This is a genomic window from Microbispora sp. CA-102843 (assembly GCF_050936215.1).
Lineage (GTDB): Bacteria > Actinomycetota > Actinomycetes > Streptosporangiales > Streptosporangiaceae > Microbispora.
In genome coordinates, this window is the sequence record NZ_JBNJNF010000001.1 from 9,104,496 (window position 1) to 9,124,708 (window position 20,213).

Here is a 20,213-nt window from a genome sequence, read left to right on the forward strand (position 1 = left end):
ACTTGAGTCATTCAAGTTTACTGCTAACGTGAGGGCTGTGGACGACGCCGGGCGCCTTCGCCAGGCCGGACTGCGGGTGACCGCGGCCCGGCTGGCGATCATGCAGACCGTGAGCGGAGGCGACCACCTCGACGTGGACGCCATCCATCGCGGTGTGTGCGAACGCCTCGGCCAGGTGTCCCTGCAAGCCGTCTACGACTCGCTGAACGCGTTGCAGCGCGGCGGACTGCTCCGCCGCATCGAGCCCGCGGGCAGCCCGACGCGGTACGAGACGCGGGTGGGCGACAACCACCACCACCTCGTCTGCCGCCGCTGCGGAAAGGTCACGGACGTCGACTGCGCGGTGGGGCACGCGCCCTGCCTGGAGCCGGCGTCGGACGCCGGCTACCTGGTGGACGAGGCGGACGTCATCTACTGGGGCCTGTGCCCCCCGTGCCGGGCCGAGGCCGGCAGCGCCCAGCCCGACTCCGCCCGCGTCTGAGCCTCGCGTCCCTGCTTTCCGTTGCTTTCCGCACGCATTCCCATGAAGTGACCCCGGAGGACAGCCCTATGACCGACAGGCCCATCACCACCACCGACGCCGGGATTCCCGCTCCTAGCGACGAGTTCTCGCTGTCCGTCGGCCCCAACGGCCCGCTGCTGCTGCAGGACCACTATCTGATCCAGAAGATGGCCCACTTCAACCGGGAGCGGGTTCCCGAGCGCGTGGTGCACGCCAAGGGCGGCGGCGCGCACGGCGTGCTGCGGATCACCGAGGACGTCAGTCAGTACACCAAGGCCAAGCTGTTCCAGAAGGGCCAGGAGACCGAGCTCTTCCTGCGGTTCTCGACCGTCGCCGGCGAGCTGGGCAGCGCCGACACCGTACGCGACCCCCGAGGCTTCGCGATCAAGTTCTACACGGAGGACGGCAACTACGACATCGTCGGCAACAACACGCCGATCTTCTTCATCCGCGACCCCTCGAAGTTCTCCGACTTCATCCACTCGCAGAAGCGCCGCGCCGACACCCACACGCGCGACCACAACATGCAGTGGGACTTCTGGACGCTGTCGCCCGAGTCCGCCCACCAGGTGTCGTTCCTCATGACCGACCGCGGCACTCCGCGCACCTGGCGGCACATGCACGGCTTCGGGTCGCACACCTTCCTCTGGTACAACGCCGGCGGGGAGAAGTTCTGGGTCAAGTACCACTTCAAGACCGAGCAGGGCATCGAGAACCTCACCGACGCCGAGGCCAAGGCGCTGGTGGCGGCGGATGCGGACTTCCACATCCGCGACCTGCACACCGCCATCAGGAACGGCGACCACCCGGCGTGGCGGGTCAACGTCCAGATAATGCCGTTCGAGGACGCGGCGGACTACCGGTTCAACCCGTTCGACCTCACCAAGGTCTGGCCGCACTCCGACTACCCGGAGATCACGATCGGCCGGTTCGTGCTGAACCGCAACCCGGAGAACTACTTCGCCGAGGTCGAGCAGGCGGGCTTCGAGCCGGCGAACCTGGTGCCGGGCATCGGGCCCTCCCCGGACAAGATGCTCCAGGGGCGGCTGTTCTCCTACCCGGACGCCCACCGCTACCGCATCGGGCCGAACTACCTGCAGCTTCCGGTCAACGCGCCGAAGGTGCCGGTGCACAGCTACAACCGCGACGGCCAGATGCGCTACCGCAACCCCGGCGACCCGGTCTACGCGCCGAACAGCGTCAACGGCCCCGCGGCCGACCCGTCGCTCTACGAGGGCGAGAACTACCAGGTCGCCGGTGAGATCATCCGGAGCGCCCACGTCAGGCACCGCGAGGACGACGACTACGTCCAGCCGCGCGCGCTGTGGGAGAGCGTGCTCTCGGACGTCGACCGCGACCACATGGTGAGCAACATCGTCGGCCACGCCTCGGCTCCCGAGGTCACCGCCGACATGAAGAAGCGCGTGGTCGAGTACTGGACCAACATCCACAAGGACCTCGGCCAGCGCGTCGCGCAGGGGCTCGGCGTCGCCTGACCCCCTTCCCCTCACGTACGGCTCGCGCCCCTTTCCGGGCGCGGGCCGTACGCGCTTGTTCGTTTCTCCTGGACCTCGCCACTTACTCCCAAGTGCCTGTCCGGTGAGGAATTGACATGACATAGTTGCGGGGTGTCACGGCTCCGTCGTCGCAACACTCACAAGCCGGTCTACCTGCTCCCAATAACGCTGACGGTGCTTACCGTGCTAGTCGGAGCAGCGCTGACCATCGCCTCCCCCATCGCCATGAGCAAGATCGCGGCTTCCCCGGATGTGGACTGGGAGCAGCTCAGCTATATCGGACAGACATACGGTGCCGCTTCAGCGATTTTTTCGGCCCTCGCCCTCACGGGAGTCGCAGCCTCCCTGATCCTGCAGGCCAGGCAGGCCCGCGCGGCGAGAAAAGAAATCGAACGAAACCACCATTTCCAGTTGATGGAAATGGCCATCAATAATCGCGAGCTTCTCGCCTGCTGGGGCGCCCTCGACTCAGAACATGAGGCGCGGATATTACGGCAGCAGCTCTACTTGAATCTGATTGTTTCTTACTGGGAGATGATGTACGAGGTCGGGGAGACCTCTACTCAAATGCTTCGGTCACACGCACAGACCGCACTCTTTTCCCAGCGATTGGGATACGACTTCTGGACGGACACACGTATGGCTCGTCTCGCAGTCGCGAACAACGCACGTAAGCGCCGATTTTGGCAGATCATAGATGAGGAATACAGGGCTGTCCGATCCTCGCGGACCGTTCCTTCGAAGACAAGCCGGCCTCGTCGCAACAGGCCGTCACCCTCAGCTCTTGCCTCAATAGCTGTTGTAGCCACCACCGCCGCCTACTGGGCGGTAGAAGTTCTCAGGAGGAAGAAGAAGGGCCTGGCCGCCGGAAGGGCCGGCCAGGCCGAGGATTAAAGGTCGAACTCGCCGTCCTTCACGCCTCCGATGAACGCGTCCCATTCGGTGGGGGTGAAGATGAGAGCGGGACCGTCCTGGTTCTTACTGTCGCGCACACCCACATGGCCGTCGGGCAGTACGGCCACCTCCACACAGGCGCAGTTGTTGGCGCTCCGGCTGCTCTTCCACCAGGCGGCACCGGACAGGTCAATCGAGTTCATGGACAATGTTTCTCTCCCCCCGGAAATCATCCGCGCGGGTTTCCGGGGCGGTCTAGAGCTGGCTAACGCCAGTGACGGACGGTTTTCTCCAAGAACCGGCGGGAGTCGTCCACGTCGAGGGCCTTCGTCTCCAGGTAGTCGAATGCCACCTCGTACCGGTAGACGATCGCCTCGTCCTCGACCAGACGTCCGCCCAGAAGTGCCTCCAGGTACACGACATCGTGGAACTCGGGCAGCTTGAGGTGGCAGAACGCCCCGGTGTTGATCGGGTGGTCCGCGTCGAGCGGAAGGATCCGCAACTCGACGTTCGGCAGCTCTGACACCTCGATCAACCGCCTGAGCTGTTCCCGCATCACCTCGTGGTCGCCGAACCGGCGCAGCAGGACCGACTCCTCCAGGACGGCCGAGATGGCCAGCGGGCTCTCCGCCCTGAGAACCGCCTGCTGGCGCGCCATCCGGACCTCGATCCGGCTGCGGACGCCGCCCGGCGCCTCAAGGGTGCTCCGCTGTCCGCTCTCCATCATGGCTCGGACGTACGCCTCTGTCTGGAACAGACCCGGCACCACCTGGGGTTCCCAGTCGCGTGCCGCCGTGGCTTCGGCCTCCAGGCCAAGGAACGTCGTGTATTCCTTCGGCAGGGAGTCGCGATAATCCTCCCACCAGCCCTTCCGGGTCGCGTCCCGGTGCAGGGCGAGCAGCTCTTGGCGTTGGCGGGAATCTACCATGTAGATCACCAGAAGTGCCTCAACATCGCTCGTGCGAGGCGAGGTGCGCGCCGTCTCGATTCTGCTGATCTTCGCTGCCGACCAGCCCAGCCGGGAGGCGACCTGGTCGCCCGTCAGGTCGGCGCGCTCGCGTAACCGGCGCAGTTCCTGCCCCAGCCGCCGGCGGCGGACGGTGGGACTGCCGTGCTCGGGCACCCCGGCCGACCTCCTTCATCCGGTGAATCCGGTGGTTGCGGTGGACGCACGGATGGTGGGCGCGCCCTGCGGTTCGGGCGCGCGGGTGAGGAGCGCCCTGTCCGAAGATTACCGCGCCCTCTCGTGCAAGTTGCACCGTGATTTGCAGCGTATCCGCACAAGATTCTTGCGGATTTCTTTTCGTCAAGTATTGCAGGGCATTGCGTCCTGAGTCACGATCGATGCGGGAAGGGTCTTCCGGAGTGTGGGGGCGCCGGCGGTCGCCGGCGAAATACTCCGAGGCCCGTTTCCCATCCGGGGCACGCGCCCGGCGAGGGGCGCCGGCCGCCTCGGATGCGCGTGACAACGGGAGGCATCCGGGCCAGCGGGATTTCGACATTCGGCCGGCGTCGCCGGCGCTCGCACTGCACGAGCAGCGAACACCGAATGGGCCGTTCCGTGAATGGAGCGCGCCCTCCGTACGACGAATTCAGGACGACGAGATCTCCGCTTGGCACCCATCCGGAAGGAGTCTCTTGGTGAATCCCCCCGGTGCCGCCTGGTTATCGCTGATCAAAAGCCGGATGACGATGGCCGACCTGGCGCTGTGCGCCGACCAGGACAGGTGGGCCCGCGAACTGAGATGGACCGTGAGCCGCACCGGCTTCGGCGCCCGCCACTACCGCGACCCCCGCTTCGACCTCGTACGCGAACTGGAGGAGGTCGGCCGCCTCTTCACCGTCTGACGCCCTCTTCACCGTCCGGCACTCCGCGACAACCGCACAGGTTCGCCATAGGTCCCCCGGTGGGCTCGCATCCGAGGGTGCGACCGCGTACGACAAGGCGCGACGCGTCGTCGGACGGGAGGAGGGCGTGCGTTTCATCGAGCGGACGGCACGCGGCGCCGGATCGGGGACGAACTGATCGTGACCGGTTAGGCTTGCGCAGGTGACGACCGCGCTCATCCACGAACGGCTGCAGTCCCAGCTCGCCTTCCACACGGAGATCGACAAGCTGAAGCGCGTCATCCGCCGGAACTCGCTGATCGACGGCTCGCGCCGGGAGAACGACGCCGAGCACTCCTGGCATCTGGCCATGATGGCGATGACGCTGGCCGAGCACGCGCCTCCGGGAACCGACATGTCCAGGGTGGTCGCGATGCTGCTCGTCCACGACATCGTGGAGATCGACGCCGGCGACACCTTCGTCTACGACTCCGTCGCGGTCGAGGGGCAGGCCGCTCTCGAACGCGCGGCGGCCGACCGGATCTTCGGGCTGCTTCCGGAGGACCAGGGGGCGCGGCTGCGCAACCTGTGGGACGAGTTCGAGGAGCGACGCACACCGGAGGCGAGGTTCGCCAGGGCGCTCGACCGGCTCGCGCCGATCATCGCCAACCACCACAACGACGGTGGCACGTGGGCTCTCTACAAGGTGACGGCCGGCCAGGTCATGGAGAAGGTGCGGCTCATCGAGGAGGGGTCTGCCACGCTCGGCGAGTACGCCGCGGGGCTGGTCGCCGGATCGGTCGCCCGGGGTCATCTGGCGCCCTGACCGGGGCGTGCCAGCCCGAAACTCGCATATACCGTCTCATGCCTGTCCATGTTCACACCCGTGACGCGGGGGTACGTGATCCCGTGTTAGGGGGCGAAACATGGAAGAGACGACCAGGCCGCGTGCGGGCCGTACGGCACGGAGGGTCCCTTCGGCAGAGCTCCTCGACGGGCTCGAGCGGGCCACCGTGCTCGACCGGCCGATCAACGTCATATCCAAGAAGGTGCGCCGCAGTCTCGGCCCCGGCAAGCTCCGGGACTTCCTGCACGGGGTGCCCATGGGACACCCGCTGCACCCGGCGCTCGCCATGGTCAGCTTCGGCTGCTGGCTGTCGGCGGGCGTGGTGGACATGACCAAGACGGGCTCACGCGCGGCGCGGACGCTGATCGTGGCGGGACTCGGCAGCGCCGTTCCCACGGTGGCGGCCGGCCTCACCGACTGGTCCACGATGCACCGGGAGCAGCAGCGGGTCGGCCTGGTGCACGCGATGACCAACGCCACCGCCGCGATCTGCTACACCGGCTCGCTGTTCTTACGGATGACCGGGCGCGAGCGGGCCGGGCGCACGCTGGCGTACGCGGGACTGGCGGCGGCCTCGGCGGGAGGCTACCTCGGCGGGCACATGTCCTACCGCCAGGCTGCAGGGGCCAACCACGCGGAGTCGGTCAGCCACCTCATGCCGCTCGGCTGGCACGACCTGTGCGCGCTCAAGGACCTGCCCAACGGGCGGCCGGTCCGGCGGCGGCTCGGCTACATCGACCTGTTCGTCCTGCGCCTCGGCGACGACGTGAGCGTGCTCGCGGACAACTGCTCCCACCTCGCCGGCCCCCTCCACCAGGGGCGGGTCGCCATGGAGGAGGGCGAGGCATGCATCGTCTGCCCGTGGCACGGCAGCGCCTTCCGCATCTCCGACGGCCGGGTCATACACGGTCCCGCGACGTCGCGCCAGCCGGCCTTCCAGACCCGCCTGCGGCAGGACGGCGTCATCCAGGTCCGTCCCGCGGAGTGACCGCGCAGTGACCGCGCGGTGACTCCACCACGGCGACTCCACCGCGGCGGCGCACCCATGCCTGGACCCCGGGTCAGCCGGTGTCCGGGCCGCGGTCGTCGGCGGGATGTTCGACCAGCGCGAGTACGCGGTTGGACATGAACCTCGCGGTGCGGACGGGCGTGCCCGCCCGCGTGACCTCGGTGACCTCGACCACTCCCCGGCCCGTCGTGATCTCGATCCGACGGCCCGCCCTGGTCGCGACCACCTCGTAGGTGTGCGGGGTTCCCCCCGCATCGATGACGATCTCCACCCGGTCGCCCTTCACAAGGGCAGACATACCCTTTCAGGACACCAGCTTCACTATCGCCACGATTCCGACGACAACAATGAATCCCCGTAGCAAGGGCGCGGGCAGCCGGCGGCCGACGCGGGCGCCGAGGAAGCCGCCGACGGCCGAGCCGAGCGCGACCATCAGCACGGCGGCCCAGTCCACCGGCGCGATGAACGCGAACAGCACCGCCGCGGTGGCGTTGACCAGCAACGACAGCAGGTTCTTCGCCGCGTTCACCCGTTGCAGGTCCTCGTCGAGGAAACTGCCGAGCAGGCCGATCAGCACGATGCCCTGGGCGGCGCCGAAGTAGCCGCCGTACATGCCGGCGCCCATGACGCCCAGCCACAGCCACGGCCCGCCGTGGGGGTGCGGCCTGCGCCGTACGGCCAGCCACTCGTTGATCCTCGGCTGGAACACCACGAGGAGGCAGGCGACCGCGATGAGCACCGGGACGATGATCTTGAACGCCTCGGCGGGCAGGAGCAGGAGCAGCACCCCGCCGGCGAGCGAGCCGATCACGGACGCGACGCCGAGCCGGAGCAGCCGCTCACGCTGTCCCTTGAGTTCGGCGCGGTAGCCGAGCACCCCGGTCACGCCGCCGGGCACGAGTCCGACGTTGTTGGACACGTTCGCGACGATCGGCGGGAAGCCGACGGCCAGCATCGTCGGGAACGTGATGAGCGAACCCGATCCCACGACGGCGTTGATCGCCCCGGCCCCGACACCGGCCGCGAAGACCGCGGCCGCCTCCCACGGCGTCACTCGCACCTCTCCCTCGTACGGCTATCCGCCAAGGGTAGGCGCCGGGCTCCGCGTGGGGTCAGAGGGGCCGGGCGTACCAGCGGCCCTCCTGGCCGCGGTCGAGGTGCAGCGGCACGCCGAAGGTCGCGGACAGGTTCTCCGGCGTCATCACCGAGTCGATCGGCCCCTGGTCGACGACCGAGCCGTGCCGCAGCAGCAGCACGTGGGTGAACCCGGCCGGGATCTCCTCGACGTGGTGGGTGACCAGCACCATCGTGGGCGACTTCGGGTCCCGGGCCAGCGCGCCGAGGCGGCGTACGAGGTCCTCGCGGCCCGCGACGTCGAGCCCGGCGGCGGGCTCGTCGAGCAGCAGCAGCTCGGGGTCCGGCATGAGCGCCCGGGCGATCTGCACCCGCTTGCGCTCGCCCTCCGACAGCGTCCCGAAGCGCCGCCGGATCAGATGGGCGCAGCCGAGCTGGTCGATGAGCTCGACCGCCCGGGTGACGTCGTGGGAGTCGTACTCCTCCGTCCACCGGCCCAGGATCGCGTACGACGCGGTGAGCACGAGGTCGATGACCTTCTCGTCCGGCGGGATGCGCTCCGACAGGGCCGCGCTGGCCAGGCCGATGCGAGGTCGCAGGTCGAACACGTCCGTCTGGCCGAGCCGCTCGCCGAGGATCTCCACCGAGCCCTCGGACGGGAACAGCAGCGATGCGGCCACCTGGAGCAGCGTCGTCTTCCCCGCGCCGTTCGGCCCGATCACCACCCAGCGCTCGTCCTCGCGGACACTCCAGTCGATGCCGCGCAGCAGGGCGGCGCCGTCCCTGCGGACGGCCACGTCCTGAAGCTGAAGCACCTGACCGCCCATGTGGCCCCCTCCCGTGGTTCGCTGAGATAAAACTATGGCAGTCCGACCACATATCGTGGATCGGGTGCGCATCGATTCACCGATCTCCGCCACGCTCGTCGCCTGGGGCAATGCCTGGCTCGGGGGACACGTGAGCCTGGAGCACGCCCTCGACCGCGTCGAGCGCGAGGCCGGGCCTCAGGTGGTGGCGGCGGATGACGTCGAGACCCCCCTGCTCGCCTACCTCGTCGACCGGCGTATCGAGGGGCTCGGCGGGTTCCGGCTGGCCCTGCCGGTCCCCGGCGACCCGCTCGGGCTCACCGGCCCGCCCGCCTTCAACGGCGCCGCGCTCGACGCGGGCCAGGCCGCCGTGGCCATGCTGCCCGGCCGGTGCCTCGGTCTCGTGCCGTCCGCCGACCGGCGCGGCTCGTCGTACTCCGGGGTCCGCTGGACCGTGGCCGAGGCGTCGGCCGTCCCGCCCGACGTGCCGTCGCTGGCCGAGGCGGAGCAGGCGCTGCGGACCGCCATGATGGCCGCCACCGATGCGCTGCTGGCCGTGGGCGGCCCGGCGCAGGGCTTCCCGGTGCCGGACGCGCTCGACCGCGCGGGCGAGGCCCTCGCTCCCGGCTATCCCGGCAGGGCACACCGGGTCGGCACCCTCGCCGCCCGGCTGTCTGCCGCGCTCCGTCTCGCCGACGAGCGGGGGCTCACCTCCGAGCAGGTCGCCACCCGAGGGCAGGCCCTGCGCGACCTCGACCGCGCCGTACGGCGGGCCAGGGTGGCCGCCCACAACGCGATCGTGGAGTCCCAGGTCTGACGCGCGCGCGAGACCTGGCTCACTGCTTCGCGATCGCCTCGCGGACGGCGGGCACGACCTCCTGGGCCCAGCGGGCCAGGAGGGTGGGGTCGGGGTCGCCGTGATCGGCGGAGAAGAGTGTGAAGCCCGACGCGCCGTGCTCCAGCACGGCTCCGGTCAGTTCCTCGACCCACTGGCCGACGGAGCCGCCGATCCAGCGGCCGTCGGCGTCGCGGGTGGCGGGCAGCGGCCGGTCGGTGATGCGCCCGGGGAAGTTGAAGATCGTGCGGATCTCACGCGGATCGCGGCCGGCGGACGCCGCCGCCTCGTCGACGACCGGCCGCGACGTGCGGTAGCGCTCGCTGAGCCAGTCGGCCGCGTGGCCGGGGATCCAGCCGTCGGCCACCCGGCCGGTGGCGGCGAGGGATTTCCGGCCGACCGATCCGGTCCACACCGGCGGCGCGGGCACGGGAGCCGGCTCGATCCGGTTCACCTGGTAGTGCTTGCCCTGGTAGGTGACCGGAGGGCCGCCGCCCGACAGCAGCTTGACCAGGACGATCGCCTCCTCGAAGGCGTCCACGGCGTCGCCGGGCGTCAGCCGCGGCACCCCCATGTCGGCGATGCGATCCCACAATCCGCCCGCGCCCATGCCGAGCACGATCCGGCCGCCCGACAGCGCCGACAACGACGTCACCATCCTGGCCAGCATGGGAGCGGGCCGGGTCGGCAGGTTGGTGACGTTGGCGAACCCTGCGATGCGCTCCGTGCGCCCGAGAATGAAGCCGAGCGCGGCGTAGGCGTCCACACGTCCGCCGAGGTAGGGATGGTCCGACAACGTGAAGATGTCGAGCCCGTCCCGGTCGGCCTGCTGAGCCATGCGCAACAGCTCGGGTATGTCGTCGATGCCGGAATGCGCGCCGAACCCGAAGACGACGTCATGTGCTGACAACGTTCTGCCTTTCCATGCGGACGGAAGGGGGTCGTAGTTCGCGCCACGAACTATATTAGTTCGTAACACGAACCACAACTCCCCCCTGCGGGTTCAGCGCATGGAGTCCGGTTCCAGGAAGACGGTGGGGACCTTGTTGTCCGTCACGACGCGGCCGAGCAGGGCGGCGAGCGTGTCGCGCTCCGCCGGGGCCAGCCCCGCCGCGAGTTCCTCGACACGACGGCAGGTCTCGGTGTAGAACTCGTCGGCCAGCTTGGCGCCCTGCCTGGTGAGCGACACCCGCACCGCGCGGGAGTCCTGGGGGTCGGGTGCGCGCTGGACCAGTCCGTTGCGCTCGCTGCGGTCCACCAGGCCGGTCAGGCTCGACTTCGCCAGGCCGAGCATCGCGCCCAGCTCGCTCATGCCATAGGGCTGCGCCATCAGGACGCACAACAACTGGCCCTGCTGCTGGGTGAGGCCGTACTCGCGGGCGGAATTCGCGTACACGGCGTTCACCAGAAACGTGGACCGCACCAGTGCGGCCACCGCCCCAATCTGGCCGCCGACATCCTTGCTCACCGGCCCAGAATAACCAATTCGCGAGACGAACTACCGTGTCCTCTGGCGTACAGAAGGAGCGGCTATCGGGGCGGCTGGAGCGGGGCGGCGGCCCGGTCCACGTTGTCGGCCACGCGCCGGAGCAACCGGATCAGTTGCTCCGCCTCCTCGGCGGTGAGACCGGACAGCGCGTCCCGCTCCCCCTGCACCAGCGCCTCGCGCACCAGGTCGAGGTGGCCCCGCGCCAGGTCGGTGACGGAGAAGAGGCTGCCCCGCCGGTCACGGGGATTCCGCTGCCGGCACACCAGGCCGTCCCGCTCCATCCGCGACAGCATCTCGGCCATCGTCGGCTGTTCGACCCGCGCCAACCGGGTCAGGTCCTTCTGCGAGAGCGGGCCGCCTTCGGCCAGCGTCAGGAGCACCGCGGCGTTGGCCATGCTCAACCCGAGGGGGCGCAGTCGCAGCTCATGGAGGCGGATCACCTTCCTCGACGAGTGGTTGATCCAGTACGCCGCATAGCGCTCCGGGACCCACCGCTCCCCCTCGCCTTCCATTGGCGCCTCTTTCCCGCTCGACCGGCCGTCCGGCGTGGGCACGCGACGGCATGCCCCGCGCGGGGCGCCCGTCCGCCGCCCGGCAAAAGGCTACCGACACCGTGCGGGCCAATTGCATAGGGTCCTATGCATCTGTTTACATAGGGCCCTATGTACCAGCCCGACAGATCGGACAAGGCATGAAGACAGCCATCGTCAACGCCCGGGTGTTCGACGGCGAGAGGCCGATCGGCCCCGCCGGTGTGCTCGTCGGCGACGGGCGGATCCTCGCCGTGGGAGGGGACATGCCCTCCGACGCCGAGGTCGTCGACGCCGCCGGGGCGACCCTTCTCCCCGGCCTGATCGACGCCCACGTCCACACCAGCGAGGACTCCCTCGCGCTCGCCCTGACGTTCGGCGTGACGACGGAACTCGAGATGCAGGGCGGGCACACCCGGCACGCCCGCGCCCACATCGAGGACGACGACACGCTCGCCGACGTCCGCTCCGCCGGCTTCGGTCTCACGGCGCCCGGCGGGCATCCCAGCGAACTGGTCCCCGAGGACTTCGACATCCGCCCCTTCATCGGGAACGGCGCGCCGGATGACCGGCGGCAGGCCGGTCCTCCCCCGGAACCGCACGTGACCACCCCCGAGGAGGCGGTGGCGTGGATCCCTCGCCTCGTGGCTTCGGGCTCGGACTACATCAAGTTCATGGTCGACGACGGGACCGTCGAAGGGCACCCGGGCCTTCCCATGCTCGACCAGGCGACACTGAACGCCGGCGTCGCCGAGGCCCACCGGCACGGGATGCTCGCCATCGCCCACGCGCTCACCGTCGACGCCACCCGCATGGCGATCGAGGCGGGCGTGGACGGCCTCGCCCACCTGTTCATGGACCGCCCGCACACCCCCGAGATCATCCGGGTGATCGCCGACTCCGGCGCCTTCGTCGTCGCGTGCGTCTGCCTGAACGCCTCGCTGATGGGGATGACCGGCGAGGCGCTGGCCGACGACCCGCGGGTGAGCAGGCGTCTCGACGACCGCTGGGACAAGACCCTGCGCGGCAGCTTCAACCGCTACCCCCAGGGCAGGCTCGACGACGTGCTGGCGTCCGTGGCAGCCCTGCACGAGGCCGGCGTGGACGTCCTCGTCGGCACCGACACCTCCATCCCCGTGCCGTTCCTCGGCGGGCTGGCCCACGGCGCGAGCGTGCACCACGAACTGGGATACCTCGTCCGCGCCGGTCTCGCCCCGTCCGCGGCGCTCCACGCGGCGACCGCCGCCACCGCCCGGCGGTTCCGGCTGGACGACCGCGGGCGCATCGCCCCAGGGCTGCGCGCCGACCTCCTCCTGGTCGACGGCGACCCCACCACGGCCATCGGCGACACCCTGAACATCCGGGCCGTCTGGCGGCGCGGCGCCCAGCTGGCCGGGTGAGCCGGCGGGCGCTCAGGCGAGGCCGTGGCGTACGGCGTAGAGCGCGGCCTGGGTGCGGTCCTGCACGCCGAGCTTCATGAGCACGTTGGAGACATGGGTCTTCACCGTCTTCTCCGCCACCACGAGCTCGCGGGCGATCTCGCGGTTCGAAAGGCCGACGGCCAGCAGCCGCAGCACCTCGCGTTCCCGGTCGGTCAGGGCGGACCCCGCTCCATCCTGCTCGCGGTCCGCCGGGCCGGCCAGCATCGCCTCGGCGGCCTCCGGCGCGAGCAGGACCTGCCCGCCGTGCACGGCCCGGATCGCCTGGACGAGGGCGCCGGGGTCCACGTCCTTGTAGAGGAAGCCCGCCGCGCCCGCCCGCATGGCCGGGGCCACGTCGCCGCGGTCGCTGACCGAGGTGAGGACGATCACCCGCACATCCCGGCCGGACAGCTCCGCGAGCGTGCCCAGGCCGTCGAGCACCGGCATCTTCAGGTCGAGCAGCAGCACGTCGGGGGCGAGCGTGCCGGTCATCTCGACCGCCTCGGCGCCGTCGGCCGCCTCCCCCACGACGCTGATGTCCTCCTGGATCTCCAGGAACGTACGCAGGCCCTGCCGTACGACGGGGTGGTCGTCGGCGATGAGCACGCGGATCACGCGGGCACCTCCAGTCGTACGGTCGTGCCGCGGCCGGTCGCGGAGGAGACCGACAGCGTGCCGCCGACGGCTTGGGCCCGGTCGCTCATGGAGAGCAGCCCCAATCCGCGCACCCCCGCCCCGTTGAGTCCGGCACTGTCGAACCCGGCGCCGTCGTCGGTCACCTCCAGCACCAGCGCGGCCTCGCGATGCGCGAGCCGTACGTCGATGCGGGCCGCCCCGGCGTGCCGTACGGCGTTGTGCAGCGCCTCCTGGGCGACCCGGAGCACGGCGACCTCGATCTCGGGCGCCAGGTCGCCGGGCGGCTCACCCTCGGCCAAGAACGCGACCGTCGTGGGGTGCAGTCGGTCGAGGAGGGCCGCCTGCTTGCGCAGGCTCTCCAGTAGGCCGTGCCGGTCCAGCTCGGCCGGGCGCAGCTCCACGATCACCGCGCGCAGCTCGGTCAGCGCCTCTCCCGCCATCCGCTCGACCCGCTCGATCGCCTCGGCCGCCCGCTCGGGGTCCGTACGGGCGAGCGCGGCGGCGGCCCGCGCGGTCAGCCGCAGCGAGAACAGCTTCTGGCTGACGGCGTCGTGCAGCTCGCGGGCCATTCGCGTGCGTTCCTCGACGACCGTGAGCTCACGCCCCCGCTCGTACAGCCGGGCGTTGGTGATCGCGATGGCGGCGTGCGCCGCGAACAGCGTCAGCAGTTCCTCGTCGGCCTCGCCGAACCCGCCGGGCGTCCGTTTGTTGGACAGGAAGATGATCCCGAGGACCGTACCGCCGTCCATGATCGGCACGCCCAGGAAGTCCTTGAGGATGGGGTGGGCCTTCGGCCACCACTCGAACCGGGGATCCCTGCGGATGTCGGCCAGCCGGACCGGCGTCCCCTCGCGGAGCATCGCGCCCAGCATGCCGTGCTGGCGCGGGGTGGGGCCGATGGCCGCCCACTGCTCGTCGGAGATGCCCTCGGCCACGAACTCGGCGAACGCGCCGTCGTCGTCCGGCACGCCGAGCGCGGCGTATTTCGCGTCGAGCAGCCGCGCCGCGGACCGCACGATCACCTGGAGGACCTCGCGGACCGACAGGTGACGGGTGACGGCGAGCACGGCCGAGCTGACCGCGTGCAGCACCGCGTCGCGGTCCCGCGCGGAGGCGGCGACGGGGTCGGCAGGCTCGGGCACGGACACAGACTAGTACCGCGACCGCCAAGGGGCCTGCGTCGGCCGCAGGTCCTAGACCCAACTGCCGAGCGACGGCCGGACCTCGGTCGGATGTGCGTCTGACGTGCTGATTCCTAGCGTGAAGCGCATGAAGCACGCACTCATCACCGGAGCGTCGCGAGGGCTGGGACTCGCTCTCGCCAGGGCGCTCGCCGACGACGGCTGGTCGCTCCTCCTCACCGCGCGGGGCGAGGAGGACCTGATGTCGGCCGCCTTCGACCTCGACGCCCGGGCCATCCCCGGAGACGTCGCCGACCCCGCGCACGTGGCCAGGCTCGCCGAGTCCGTGCCCGAACTGGATCTCCTGGTCAACAACGCGAGCGGGCTCGGTCCCGCCCCGCTGCCCCCGCTCGCCGACTATCCGCTGGACGCGCTGCGCGCGCTGTTCGAGACCAACGTGATCGCGCCGCTCGCGCTGGCGCAGGCGACGCTGCCCGCGCTGCGCAAGCGGCGGGGCGCGATCCTCAACATCTCCTCCGACGCCGCCGTCGAGGCGTACGAGGGCTGGGGCGGCTACGGCGCGACCAAGGCCGCCCTCGACCAGGTGTCGAACGTCCTCGCCGCGGAGGAGCCCGACGTGGCGGTCTGGTGGGTGGACCCGGGCGAGATGCGCACCCGCATGCTGGCGGACGCCGTCGGCCCTGAGGAGGCCGGGGCCGCGCCGCCGCCCGAGAGCGTGGTCCCGGCGCTGCTGCGCCTCGTGGGCACCCGGCCCGCCCCCGGCCGCTTCACCCGGGGAGAGTTGGAATGACCGCCCCTGACCCGGCGATCCGGCCGTACGGGGCGGGAGGGTCGTTCGAGTTCGCGCTGACGGCGCCGCTGGAGGCGCACGAACCGCCGGAGGCGCGCGGGCTGCGCCGCGACGACGTCAGGTTGCTGGTGTCCCGCCGCGACACCGGCGAGGTCACCCACCACGTCTTCGCCGACCTGCCGTCGCTGCTGTCCCCCGGCGACCTGCTGGTGGTCAACAACTCCGCCACCCTGCCCGCGGCGGTGCGGCTCGACCGGCTGGCCGTCCACTTCTCCGGCCGCCTCGCGTCCGGCGAGTGGCTGGTCGAGCTGCGCCGCCGTACGGCGACGGCGACGGAGCCCTACTCCGGCGCCGCGCCCGGGGAGTGGCTGCCGTTGCCGGGAGGGGCCACACTGCGCCTGCTGGCGCAGGAGACGCCACGCCTGTGGCGTGCCCTCCTGGACCGCGACGTGCTCTCCTACCTCGCCGCGCACGGCGTGCCCATCCGGTACGGCTACGTGGGGCGCGACTGGCCGCTCGCCGACTACCAGACGGTCTTCGGGGTGGAGCAGGGCAGCGCGGAGATGCCCAGCGCCGGCCGTCCGTTCACCCCGGAACTCGTCACCGCCCTGGTCGGCCGGGGGATCGGCGTCGCACCGATCACGCTGCACACCGGGGTCGCGTCTCCGGAGAAGGACGAACCGCCCTATCCCGAGTGGTTCTCGGTCTCCCCGTGGACGGCACGGCTGGTGAACATCACCCGCGAGCACGGGGGCCGGGTGATCGCCGTCGGCACGACCGTCGTACGGGCTCTGGAGACCGCCGCCCTCGACGCTCCCGCCCCGGGCGCGGTGCGGGCGGCGTCTGGCTGGACCTCGCACGTCGTCACGCCGGTGGGAGGCGTGCGAGCGGTCGACGGCCTCGTCACGGGCCTGCACGAGCCCCGCTCCAGCCACCTGATGATGCTGTCGGCGATCACCGGGACCGGCGTGCTGGCCCGCTCGTACGAGGCGGCACTGGAGGAGGGCTACCTCTGGCACGAGTTCGGCGACAGCCATCTCATCCTCTGAATACGTGATCGAACCGTGATCTCGATCGTCAAGGCTGACCGCATGCGTACCCTCATCGGCAAGCCGATCGCGCTGCTGGCCGTGCCACTGGCCGCGGGCGCGCTGGTCGCGTCCGGCGCGCCCGCCTCCGCCGCGTCGGCCGCGTCCACCTCGTCCACGGCGGTCGCGGCGTCTGCGGCGTCCGCCTCGTCGAAGGCGGCATCCGCGCCCGTCCGCATCCAGGTCAGTTTTCCCTACAGCGTCCGCGCCGGGCGCGTGGTGTCCTTCAAGGTCACGCTTGTCAACAAGCTCAGGACCAAGACCGACGAGATCTTCCTGGCGGTCAAGTTCCCCAAGAACGTCACCAAGACCCGGATCTACGTCCCGCACGGCACCAACTATCACGAGCAGTGCACCCGGGAACGGACCCGCTCCCTGTGCGTGCTGCCCGGTCTCAAGAAGGGCAAGAGCTACACGTTCTGGGCGAAGGCCCAGGTGAGCGGGTCCGCCCGCGGCAAGCTCTACGGCTACTTCGGCGGCGCGGTCGTCGACACGTCGCTGAACAGCGACCCGAAGGAACTGCTCAGCGAGTTCGGCGACAGCATCGGCTGGGTGAAGTCGAAGAGCACGATCACCCGCTGAGCTCCCCGCCACTCACGACAATCCCCCGCCCCACGGCGCCCGCCCGGCCTCCCCGGGCAGGCGCCGGCGATCGTGAGCGGGCCCCTGTCAGGCCGCCACGGCCTGCTCCTCGGGTTCCATGAGCCCCGTCCTGACCTGAGCCTCGGCGATCCGCGCCAGGGCCGCCCGCGCCTGCCCCCGGTGGGCCCGCCCGCCGTACGCGGCCGGGCGGTCGAGCCGTACGGCGGGGAAGACCGTCACCTCCGCGACGAGGCCCCTGGTCGCGACGATCCGCAGGACGGACGCGAGCAGCGTGTCGTCCCCGACGTACGACGGCCGGGTGGAAGGGGCGGCGCGCTCCCCAGTGCCTCGACCGGCCGCAGCGCCCTCCAGGAAACGCAGCGCCACCGGCCGCACGGGCACCCCCGCGTCGAGCGCCGCCTGGAACACCGCGGGCCGGAAGCGCCCCATCTCGCGCCCGCACCACGTCGTGCCCTCCGGGAACGCGGCCACGCTCTCGCCGCGCCGCAGCGCGGCGGCCATGTCCGCGACGACCCCCGGCAGGGCGGACAGCCTGTCCCTGTCGATGAACAGCGCGCCGCCCCCGGCGGCGAGCGTACGGACGACCGGCCACCTGCCCACCTCCGCCTTGGCCAGCGGGCGGCAGGCGAAGGTCGCCGTGATGACCAGGGGGTCGAGCCAGGAGACGTGGTTGCCGACGAGCAGGGTGGGCCCGTCCTCCCCCGGTACGGCTCGCGCCCGCGGCGAACCACCGATGCAGGAGAACCCGCGGCGCGTCACGACCCTGACACCGAGGGCCCGCAGCAGCAGACGCGACCAGCGCGTCGTGACCGCCCCGCGCCATGCCGTACGGCCCAGCGCGAGCGCGATCGGCAGACCGGCGAGCAGCACGGCGACCGCGCCCGTGAGGCGGGCGGCCCGGCGCAGAGGGCCGGCCGTACGCGCCTGCGCGCGCAGGCAGACGTCCGGCGCGCAGGGAGACACCGGCAGCCAGGCGGAGGAGGCCGCCGGCAGGTGCGCGACGGCGCTCACCGCGTCTGTCCCAGGAAGTGGCGCAGATAGCGGGGGTCGGCGTCGGCCACGGAGAGCAGCACGAAGAAGTCCGCCGTGCCGAACTCCGGGTCGTACGCGGGAGCGCCGCAGATCCACGCGCCGAGACGCAGGTAACCACGCAGCAGCGGCGGCAGCACGAACCGGTCGGGGCGGGAGACCCCTGCGTCGCGCCAGGGCGTGTGCGGCGTGACGCGATACTCCTCGGGCCCCAGCTGGACCCGGTCGACGACGCCGGCCGCGACCGCGCCGCCGTCGTCCAGGGGCACCGAGCAGCAGCCCGCCAGCCAGCCGTGCCCGCGGCTGGTCATGTACTGCGCGATCCCGGCCCACATCAGGGCGACGACCGCCCCGCCGCGGTGGTCGGGGTGCACGCACGTGCGCCCGGCCTCGACCAGGTCGCCGCGCAGGCCCTTCAGCGCGCCGAGGTCGAACTCCGAGTCGGAGTAGAGCCGGTCGGACCGCCGGGGCGGCAGCAGGCGGTAGGTGCCGACCACCGTGTTCCCCTCGCGGACGAGGAGGTGGTCGCAGTACGCGTCGAGCGGTTCGACGTCGAGCCCGTTCAGAGGGGAGTCGAGCCGGGCGCCCATCTCCTCGGCGAACACCTCGTACCGCAGGCGCTGGGCGGCACGCAGGTCGGCGGCGCTCTCGGCGAGCCCGACGGTGTACCGGCCGGCGTCGGTGGAGCGGCCGGGGCCAAGGGAGTGTCCAGGCTGGAGGGAGATCGTCATGCGCGTCGCGTCCTTCCTCGGGGGTGCCGGCCACGATGAGGCGGACGCGGCGAGGCGGACGGCGTGGGACGTCCCGCCTCGGGTCCTGGCCTGTTCGCGGCCCACCACCATGACGACATGCGGAAATGACAGCGGACCCTCAGTGCGGGGGCATGAAGGCGTCCGCATCGTGAACCTCGTGCGCGCTCATGACAAGCCGCGCAGTAACCTCAAACAACGTGAACCAGCGCACGCTCCTGATCACGCTGACCGGTCCGGATCGCCCGGGCGTAACCTCGCGGCTGTTCTCCGTGTTGGCCGGGTTCCCGGTCGTCGTGGCCGACGTTGAGCAGGTCGTTATCCGTGGCCGCCTTACCTTGGGCGTGCTCGTCGCCTATGCCGGGGGGCCGCCCACCGGCACCGGAGGCACGATCGGCGGCCTGTGGACCGCCGTCGAGCAGGTCGCCGCCGACCTCGACATGGACCTGGAGATCGCGACCGGCACGACCTCCAAAGAGAAGCGGCGACGCGGGCGGCTGCACGTCACCGTCCTCGGGGCGCCGCTGCTGCCCGCCGCCATGGCCGGGATCGCCGGCCGGATCGCGGCGAGCGGCGCCAACATCGACAGGATCGAACGGCTGTCGAGCTATCCGGTGACCTGCATCGAGCTCGCCGTGTCCGGCGCCGACCCCCAGGCGATGCGCGCGGAACTGGCCGCGGAGGCGGCGGCGCAGCAGGTGGACGTGGCCGTGCAGCGCAGCGGCCTGTACCGCCGCGCCAAGCGCCTCATCGTGATGGACGTCGACTCGACGCTGATCCAGAACGAGGTCATCGAGCTGCTGGCCCGGCACGCCGGCTGCCTGGACGAGGTCGCCCGGGTCACCGACGAGGCCATGCGCGGCGAGCTCGACTTCGCCGAGTCGCTGGTCAGGCGGGTCGCGCTGCTCGAAGGGCTGTCGGAGGAGGTCTTCGAGAAGGTCGTCAAGGAGGTCGTCCTCACCCCCGGCGCGCGCACGCTGGTGCGGACCCTCAAGCGGCTCGACTACCGCTTCGCGATCGTCAGCGGCGGCTTCACCCAGATCACCGACTCCCTCGTGGCGGACCTCGGCATCGACTACTCGGCCGCCAACACCCTTGAGGTCGTGGACGGCCGGCTCACCGGCCGGGTCGTCGGCGAGATCGTGGACCGGCCAGGCAAGGCCCGCGCGCTGGAGCGCTTCGCCGCCGAGTCGGGCATCCCGCTGAGCCAGACGGTCGCGATCGGCGACGGCGCCAACGACCTCGACATGTTCGCCGTCGCCGGGCTCGGCATCGCGTTCAACGCCAAGCCCATCGTGCGGCAGGCCGCCGACACCGCGGTCAACGTGCCGTATCTCGACTCGATCCTCTACCTGCTCGGCATCTCCCGTGAGGAGGTCGAGGCGGCCGACGCCGAGGACGGCATGCCGCCTGCCATGTCCTGAC

24 protein-coding genes are annotated in these 20,213 nt (G+C 70.9%); 12 read left to right on the forward strand and 12 right to left on the reverse strand.

The window, feature by feature from the left end; all coding sequences use genetic code 11:
- The first annotated feature begins 37 nt into the window (after positions 1 to 37).
- The 3 genes from ACQEVJ_RS42410 to ACQEVJ_RS42420 all read left to right on the forward strand — a co-directional run bounded on the left by ACQEVJ_RS42410 (position 38) and on the right by ACQEVJ_RS42420 (position 2,913).
- Positions 38 to 481 (forward strand): Fur family transcriptional regulator, encoded by a 444-nt coding sequence (locus ACQEVJ_RS42410; RefSeq protein ID WP_433113255.1) that lies wholly within the window; start codon positions 38 to 40, stop codon positions 479 to 481.
- A gap of 68 nt (positions 482 to 549) precedes the next feature.
- A complete protein-coding gene (locus ACQEVJ_RS42415; protein ID WP_433110743.1) occupies positions 550 to 1,998 on the forward strand; it encodes a catalase in 1,449 nt (482 codons plus the stop codon).
- Positions 1,999 to 2,244: 246 nt separating this feature from the next.
- Positions 2,245 to 2,913, forward strand: a complete 669-nt coding sequence (locus tag ACQEVJ_RS42420) for a DUF6082 family protein (RefSeq protein ID WP_433110745.1) — start codon at positions 2,245 to 2,247, stop codon at positions 2,911 to 2,913.
- Here ACQEVJ_RS42420 and ACQEVJ_RS42425 read toward each other — a convergent pair.
- Both ACQEVJ_RS42425 and ACQEVJ_RS42430 read right to left on the reverse strand, forming a co-directional pair.
- A complete protein-coding gene (locus tag ACQEVJ_RS42425; RefSeq protein ID WP_433110747.1) occupies positions 2,910 to 3,116 on the reverse strand; it encodes a DUF397 domain-containing protein in 207 nt (68 codons plus the stop codon). The genes ACQEVJ_RS42420 and ACQEVJ_RS42425 overlap by 4 nt on opposite strands.
- A 62-nt stretch (positions 3,117 to 3,178) precedes the next feature.
- Positions 3,179 to 4,036 (reverse strand): helix-turn-helix domain-containing protein, encoded by an 858-nt coding sequence (locus ACQEVJ_RS42430; RefSeq protein ID WP_433110749.1) that lies wholly within the window; start codon positions 4,034 to 4,036, stop codon positions 3,179 to 3,181.
- Positions 4,037 to 4,599: 563 nt separating this feature from the next.
- Here ACQEVJ_RS42430 and ACQEVJ_RS42435 point away from each other — a divergent pair.
- The 3 genes from ACQEVJ_RS42435 (at position 4,600) to ACQEVJ_RS42445 (ending at position 6,575) form a co-directional block, all read left to right on the forward strand.
- Complete coding sequence (locus ACQEVJ_RS42435; RefSeq protein ID WP_193202180.1) at positions 4,600 to 4,761, forward strand: hypothetical protein; 162 nt, start codon at positions 4,600 to 4,602, stop codon at positions 4,759 to 4,761.
- A 202-nt stretch (positions 4,762 to 4,963) separates the two neighbouring features.
- Positions 4,964 to 5,566, forward strand: a complete 603-nt coding sequence (locus ACQEVJ_RS42440) for an HD domain-containing protein (protein ID WP_433110752.1) — start codon at positions 4,964 to 4,966, stop codon at positions 5,564 to 5,566.
- A gap of 100 nt (positions 5,567 to 5,666) precedes the next feature.
- Positions 5,667 to 6,575 carry a Rieske 2Fe-2S domain-containing protein gene (locus ACQEVJ_RS42445; RefSeq protein ID WP_433110754.1) on the forward strand — a complete coding sequence of 303 codons (909 nt, stop codon included), beginning with the start codon at positions 5,667 to 5,669 and terminating at the stop codon, positions 6,573 to 6,575.
- Positions 6,576 to 6,648: 73 nt separating this feature from the next.
- Here the strand turns inward: ACQEVJ_RS42445 and ACQEVJ_RS42450 are convergent, their stop codons facing one another.
- From ACQEVJ_RS42450 to ACQEVJ_RS42460, 3 genes are read right to left on the reverse strand one after another with little or no spacing between them, the layout of a single operon-like run.
- Positions 6,649 to 6,894: a hypothetical protein gene (locus tag ACQEVJ_RS42450; protein WP_433110756.1), complete on the reverse strand. Its 246-nt coding sequence runs from the start codon at positions 6,892 to 6,894 to the stop codon at positions 6,649 to 6,651.
- Between the two features lie 6 nt (positions 6,895 to 6,900).
- On the reverse strand, positions 6,901 to 7,650 hold the full coding sequence (locus ACQEVJ_RS42455) for a sulfite exporter TauE/SafE family protein (protein WP_433113257.1): 750 nt from the start codon (positions 7,648 to 7,650) through the stop codon (positions 6,901 to 6,903).
- 58 nt (positions 7,651 to 7,708) lie between these two features.
- Positions 7,709 to 8,497, reverse strand: coding sequence for an ABC transporter ATP-binding protein (locus ACQEVJ_RS42460; protein ID WP_079316427.1), 789 nt, complete (start codon positions 8,495 to 8,497; stop codon positions 7,709 to 7,711).
- Between the two features lie 64 nt (positions 8,498 to 8,561).
- Between ACQEVJ_RS42460 and ACQEVJ_RS42465 the strand changes: the two genes are divergently transcribed.
- A complete protein-coding gene (locus ACQEVJ_RS42465) occupies positions 8,562 to 9,293 on the forward strand; it encodes a hypothetical protein (protein ID WP_433110757.1) in 732 nt (243 codons plus the stop codon).
- Between the two features lie 19 nt (positions 9,294 to 9,312).
- Here the strand turns inward: ACQEVJ_RS42465 and ACQEVJ_RS42470 are convergent, their stop codons facing one another.
- From ACQEVJ_RS42470 to ACQEVJ_RS42480, 3 genes are all read right to left on the reverse strand, one after another.
- Positions 9,313 to 10,221: an LLM class flavin-dependent oxidoreductase gene (locus ACQEVJ_RS42470; RefSeq protein ID WP_433110758.1), complete on the reverse strand. Its 909-nt coding sequence runs from the start codon at positions 10,219 to 10,221 to the stop codon at positions 9,313 to 9,315.
- Positions 10,222 to 10,314: 93 nt separating this feature from the next.
- A complete protein-coding gene (locus ACQEVJ_RS42475) occupies positions 10,315 to 10,779 on the reverse strand; it encodes a MarR family winged helix-turn-helix transcriptional regulator (protein WP_433110760.1) in 465 nt (154 codons plus the stop codon).
- A 62-nt stretch (positions 10,780 to 10,841) separates the two neighbouring features.
- Positions 10,842 to 11,312, reverse strand: a complete 471-nt coding sequence (locus tag ACQEVJ_RS42480; RefSeq protein WP_433110762.1) for a MarR family winged helix-turn-helix transcriptional regulator — start codon at positions 11,310 to 11,312, stop codon at positions 10,842 to 10,844.
- Positions 11,313 to 11,491: 179 nt separating this feature from the next.
- Between ACQEVJ_RS42480 and ACQEVJ_RS42485 the strand changes: the two genes are divergently transcribed.
- Complete coding sequence (locus tag ACQEVJ_RS42485; protein WP_433110764.1) at positions 11,492 to 12,730, forward strand: amidohydrolase family protein; 1,239 nt, start codon at positions 11,492 to 11,494, stop codon at positions 12,728 to 12,730.
- Positions 12,731 to 12,742: 12 nt separating this feature from the next.
- Here ACQEVJ_RS42485 and ACQEVJ_RS42490 read toward each other — a convergent pair whose 3' ends face one another.
- Positions 12,743 to 13,366, reverse strand: a complete 624-nt coding sequence (locus ACQEVJ_RS42490; protein WP_433110766.1) for a response regulator — start codon at positions 13,364 to 13,366, stop codon at positions 12,743 to 12,745.
- The gene (locus ACQEVJ_RS42495; RefSeq protein WP_433110768.1) at positions 13,363 to 14,529 is read right to left on the reverse strand and encodes a GAF domain-containing sensor histidine kinase; all 1,167 of its coding nucleotides are present in this window, start codon (positions 14,527 to 14,529) and stop codon (positions 13,363 to 13,365) included. The genes ACQEVJ_RS42490 and ACQEVJ_RS42495 overlap by 4 nt, the downstream gene beginning before the upstream one ends.
- A 127-nt stretch (positions 14,530 to 14,656) precedes the next feature.
- On the opposite strand from ACQEVJ_RS42495, the gene ACQEVJ_RS42500 reads away from it, so the two are divergent.
- From ACQEVJ_RS42500 to ACQEVJ_RS42510, 3 genes are read left to right on the forward strand one after another with little or no spacing between them, the layout of a single operon-like run.
- Positions 14,657 to 15,319 carry an SDR family NAD(P)-dependent oxidoreductase gene (locus ACQEVJ_RS42500; protein WP_433110770.1) on the forward strand — a complete coding sequence of 221 codons (663 nt, stop codon included), beginning with the start codon at positions 14,657 to 14,659 and terminating at the stop codon, positions 15,317 to 15,319.
- Positions 15,316 to 16,368 carry an S-adenosylmethionine:tRNA ribosyltransferase-isomerase gene (locus ACQEVJ_RS42505; RefSeq protein ID WP_433110772.1) on the forward strand — a complete coding sequence of 351 codons (1,053 nt, stop codon included), beginning with the start codon at positions 15,316 to 15,318 and terminating at the stop codon, positions 16,366 to 16,368. The genes ACQEVJ_RS42500 and ACQEVJ_RS42505 overlap by 4 nt, the downstream gene beginning before the upstream one ends.
- 42 nt (positions 16,369 to 16,410) lie before the next feature.
- On the forward strand, positions 16,411 to 16,989 hold the full coding sequence (locus ACQEVJ_RS42510) for a hypothetical protein (protein ID WP_433110774.1): 579 nt from the start codon (positions 16,411 to 16,413) through the stop codon (positions 16,987 to 16,989).
- 87 nt (positions 16,990 to 17,076) lie between these two features.
- Here the strand turns inward: ACQEVJ_RS42510 and ACQEVJ_RS42515 are convergent, their stop codons facing one another.
- Positions 17,077 to 18,021: a lysophospholipid acyltransferase family protein gene (locus ACQEVJ_RS42515; RefSeq protein ID WP_433110776.1), complete on the reverse strand. Its 945-nt coding sequence runs from the start codon at positions 18,019 to 18,021 to the stop codon at positions 17,077 to 17,079.
- A complete protein-coding gene (locus ACQEVJ_RS42520; protein ID WP_433110778.1) occupies positions 18,018 to 18,770 on the reverse strand; it encodes a GNAT family N-acetyltransferase in 753 nt (250 codons plus the stop codon). Before ACQEVJ_RS42520 ends, ACQEVJ_RS42515 begins: the two co-directional genes overlap by 4 nt.
- 218 nt (positions 18,771 to 18,988) lie before the next feature.
- On the opposite strand from ACQEVJ_RS42520, the gene serB reads away from it, so the two are divergent.
- The gene (gene serB / locus ACQEVJ_RS42525) at positions 18,989 to 20,212 is read left to right on the forward strand and encodes a phosphoserine phosphatase SerB (protein ID WP_433110780.1); all 1,224 of its coding nucleotides are present in this window, start codon (positions 18,989 to 18,991) and stop codon (positions 20,210 to 20,212) included.
- Position 20,213: the final 1 nt, after the last annotated feature.

What these genes read in the sequence shown, in the direction of transcription:
- ACQEVJ_RS42500 (WP_433110770.1), top strand. Translation starts at nt 14,657, where the DNA reads ATGAAGCACGCACTCATCACCGGAGCGTCGCGAGGGCTGGGACTCGCT.
- ACQEVJ_RS42520 (WP_433110778.1), bottom strand. Translation starts at nt 18,770, where the DNA reads ATGACGATCTCCCTCCAGCCTGGACACTCCCTTGGCCCCGGCCGCTCC.
- ACQEVJ_RS42485 (WP_433110764.1), top strand. Translation starts at nt 11,492, where the DNA reads ATGAAGACAGCCATCGTCAACGCCCGGGTGTTCGACGGCGAGAGGCCG.
- ACQEVJ_RS42435 (WP_193202180.1), top strand. Translation starts at nt 4,600, where the DNA reads ATGACGATGGCCGACCTGGCGCTGTGCGCCGACCAGGACAGGTGGGCC.
- ACQEVJ_RS42510 (WP_433110774.1), top strand. Translation starts at nt 16,411, where the DNA reads ATGCGTACCCTCATCGGCAAGCCGATCGCGCTGCTGGCCGTGCCACTG.
- ACQEVJ_RS42450 (WP_433110756.1), bottom strand. Translation starts at nt 6,894, where the DNA reads ATGTCTGCCCTTGTGAAGGGCGACCGGGTGGAGATCGTCATCGATGCG.
- ACQEVJ_RS42505 (WP_433110772.1), top strand. Translation starts at nt 15,316, where the DNA reads ATGACCGCCCCTGACCCGGCGATCCGGCCGTACGGGGCGGGAGGGTCG.
- ACQEVJ_RS42420 (WP_433110745.1), top strand. Translation starts at nt 2,245, where the DNA reads ATGAGCAAGATCGCGGCTTCCCCGGATGTGGACTGGGAGCAGCTCAGC.
- ACQEVJ_RS42425 (WP_433110747.1), bottom strand. Translation starts at nt 3,116, where the DNA reads ATGAACTCGATTGACCTGTCCGGTGCCGCCTGGTGGAAGAGCAGCCGG.
- ACQEVJ_RS42480 (WP_433110762.1), bottom strand. Translation starts at nt 11,312, where the DNA reads ATGGAAGGCGAGGGGGAGCGGTGGGTCCCGGAGCGCTATGCGGCGTAC.
- ACQEVJ_RS42415 (WP_433110743.1), top strand. Translation starts at nt 550, where the DNA reads ATGACCGACAGGCCCATCACCACCACCGACGCCGGGATTCCCGCTCCT.
- ACQEVJ_RS42460 (WP_079316427.1), bottom strand. Translation starts at nt 8,497, where the DNA reads ATGGGCGGTCAGGTGCTTCAGCTTCAGGACGTGGCCGTCCGCAGGGAC.
- ACQEVJ_RS42445 (WP_433110754.1), top strand. Translation starts at nt 5,667, where the DNA reads ATGGAAGAGACGACCAGGCCGCGTGCGGGCCGTACGGCACGGAGGGTC.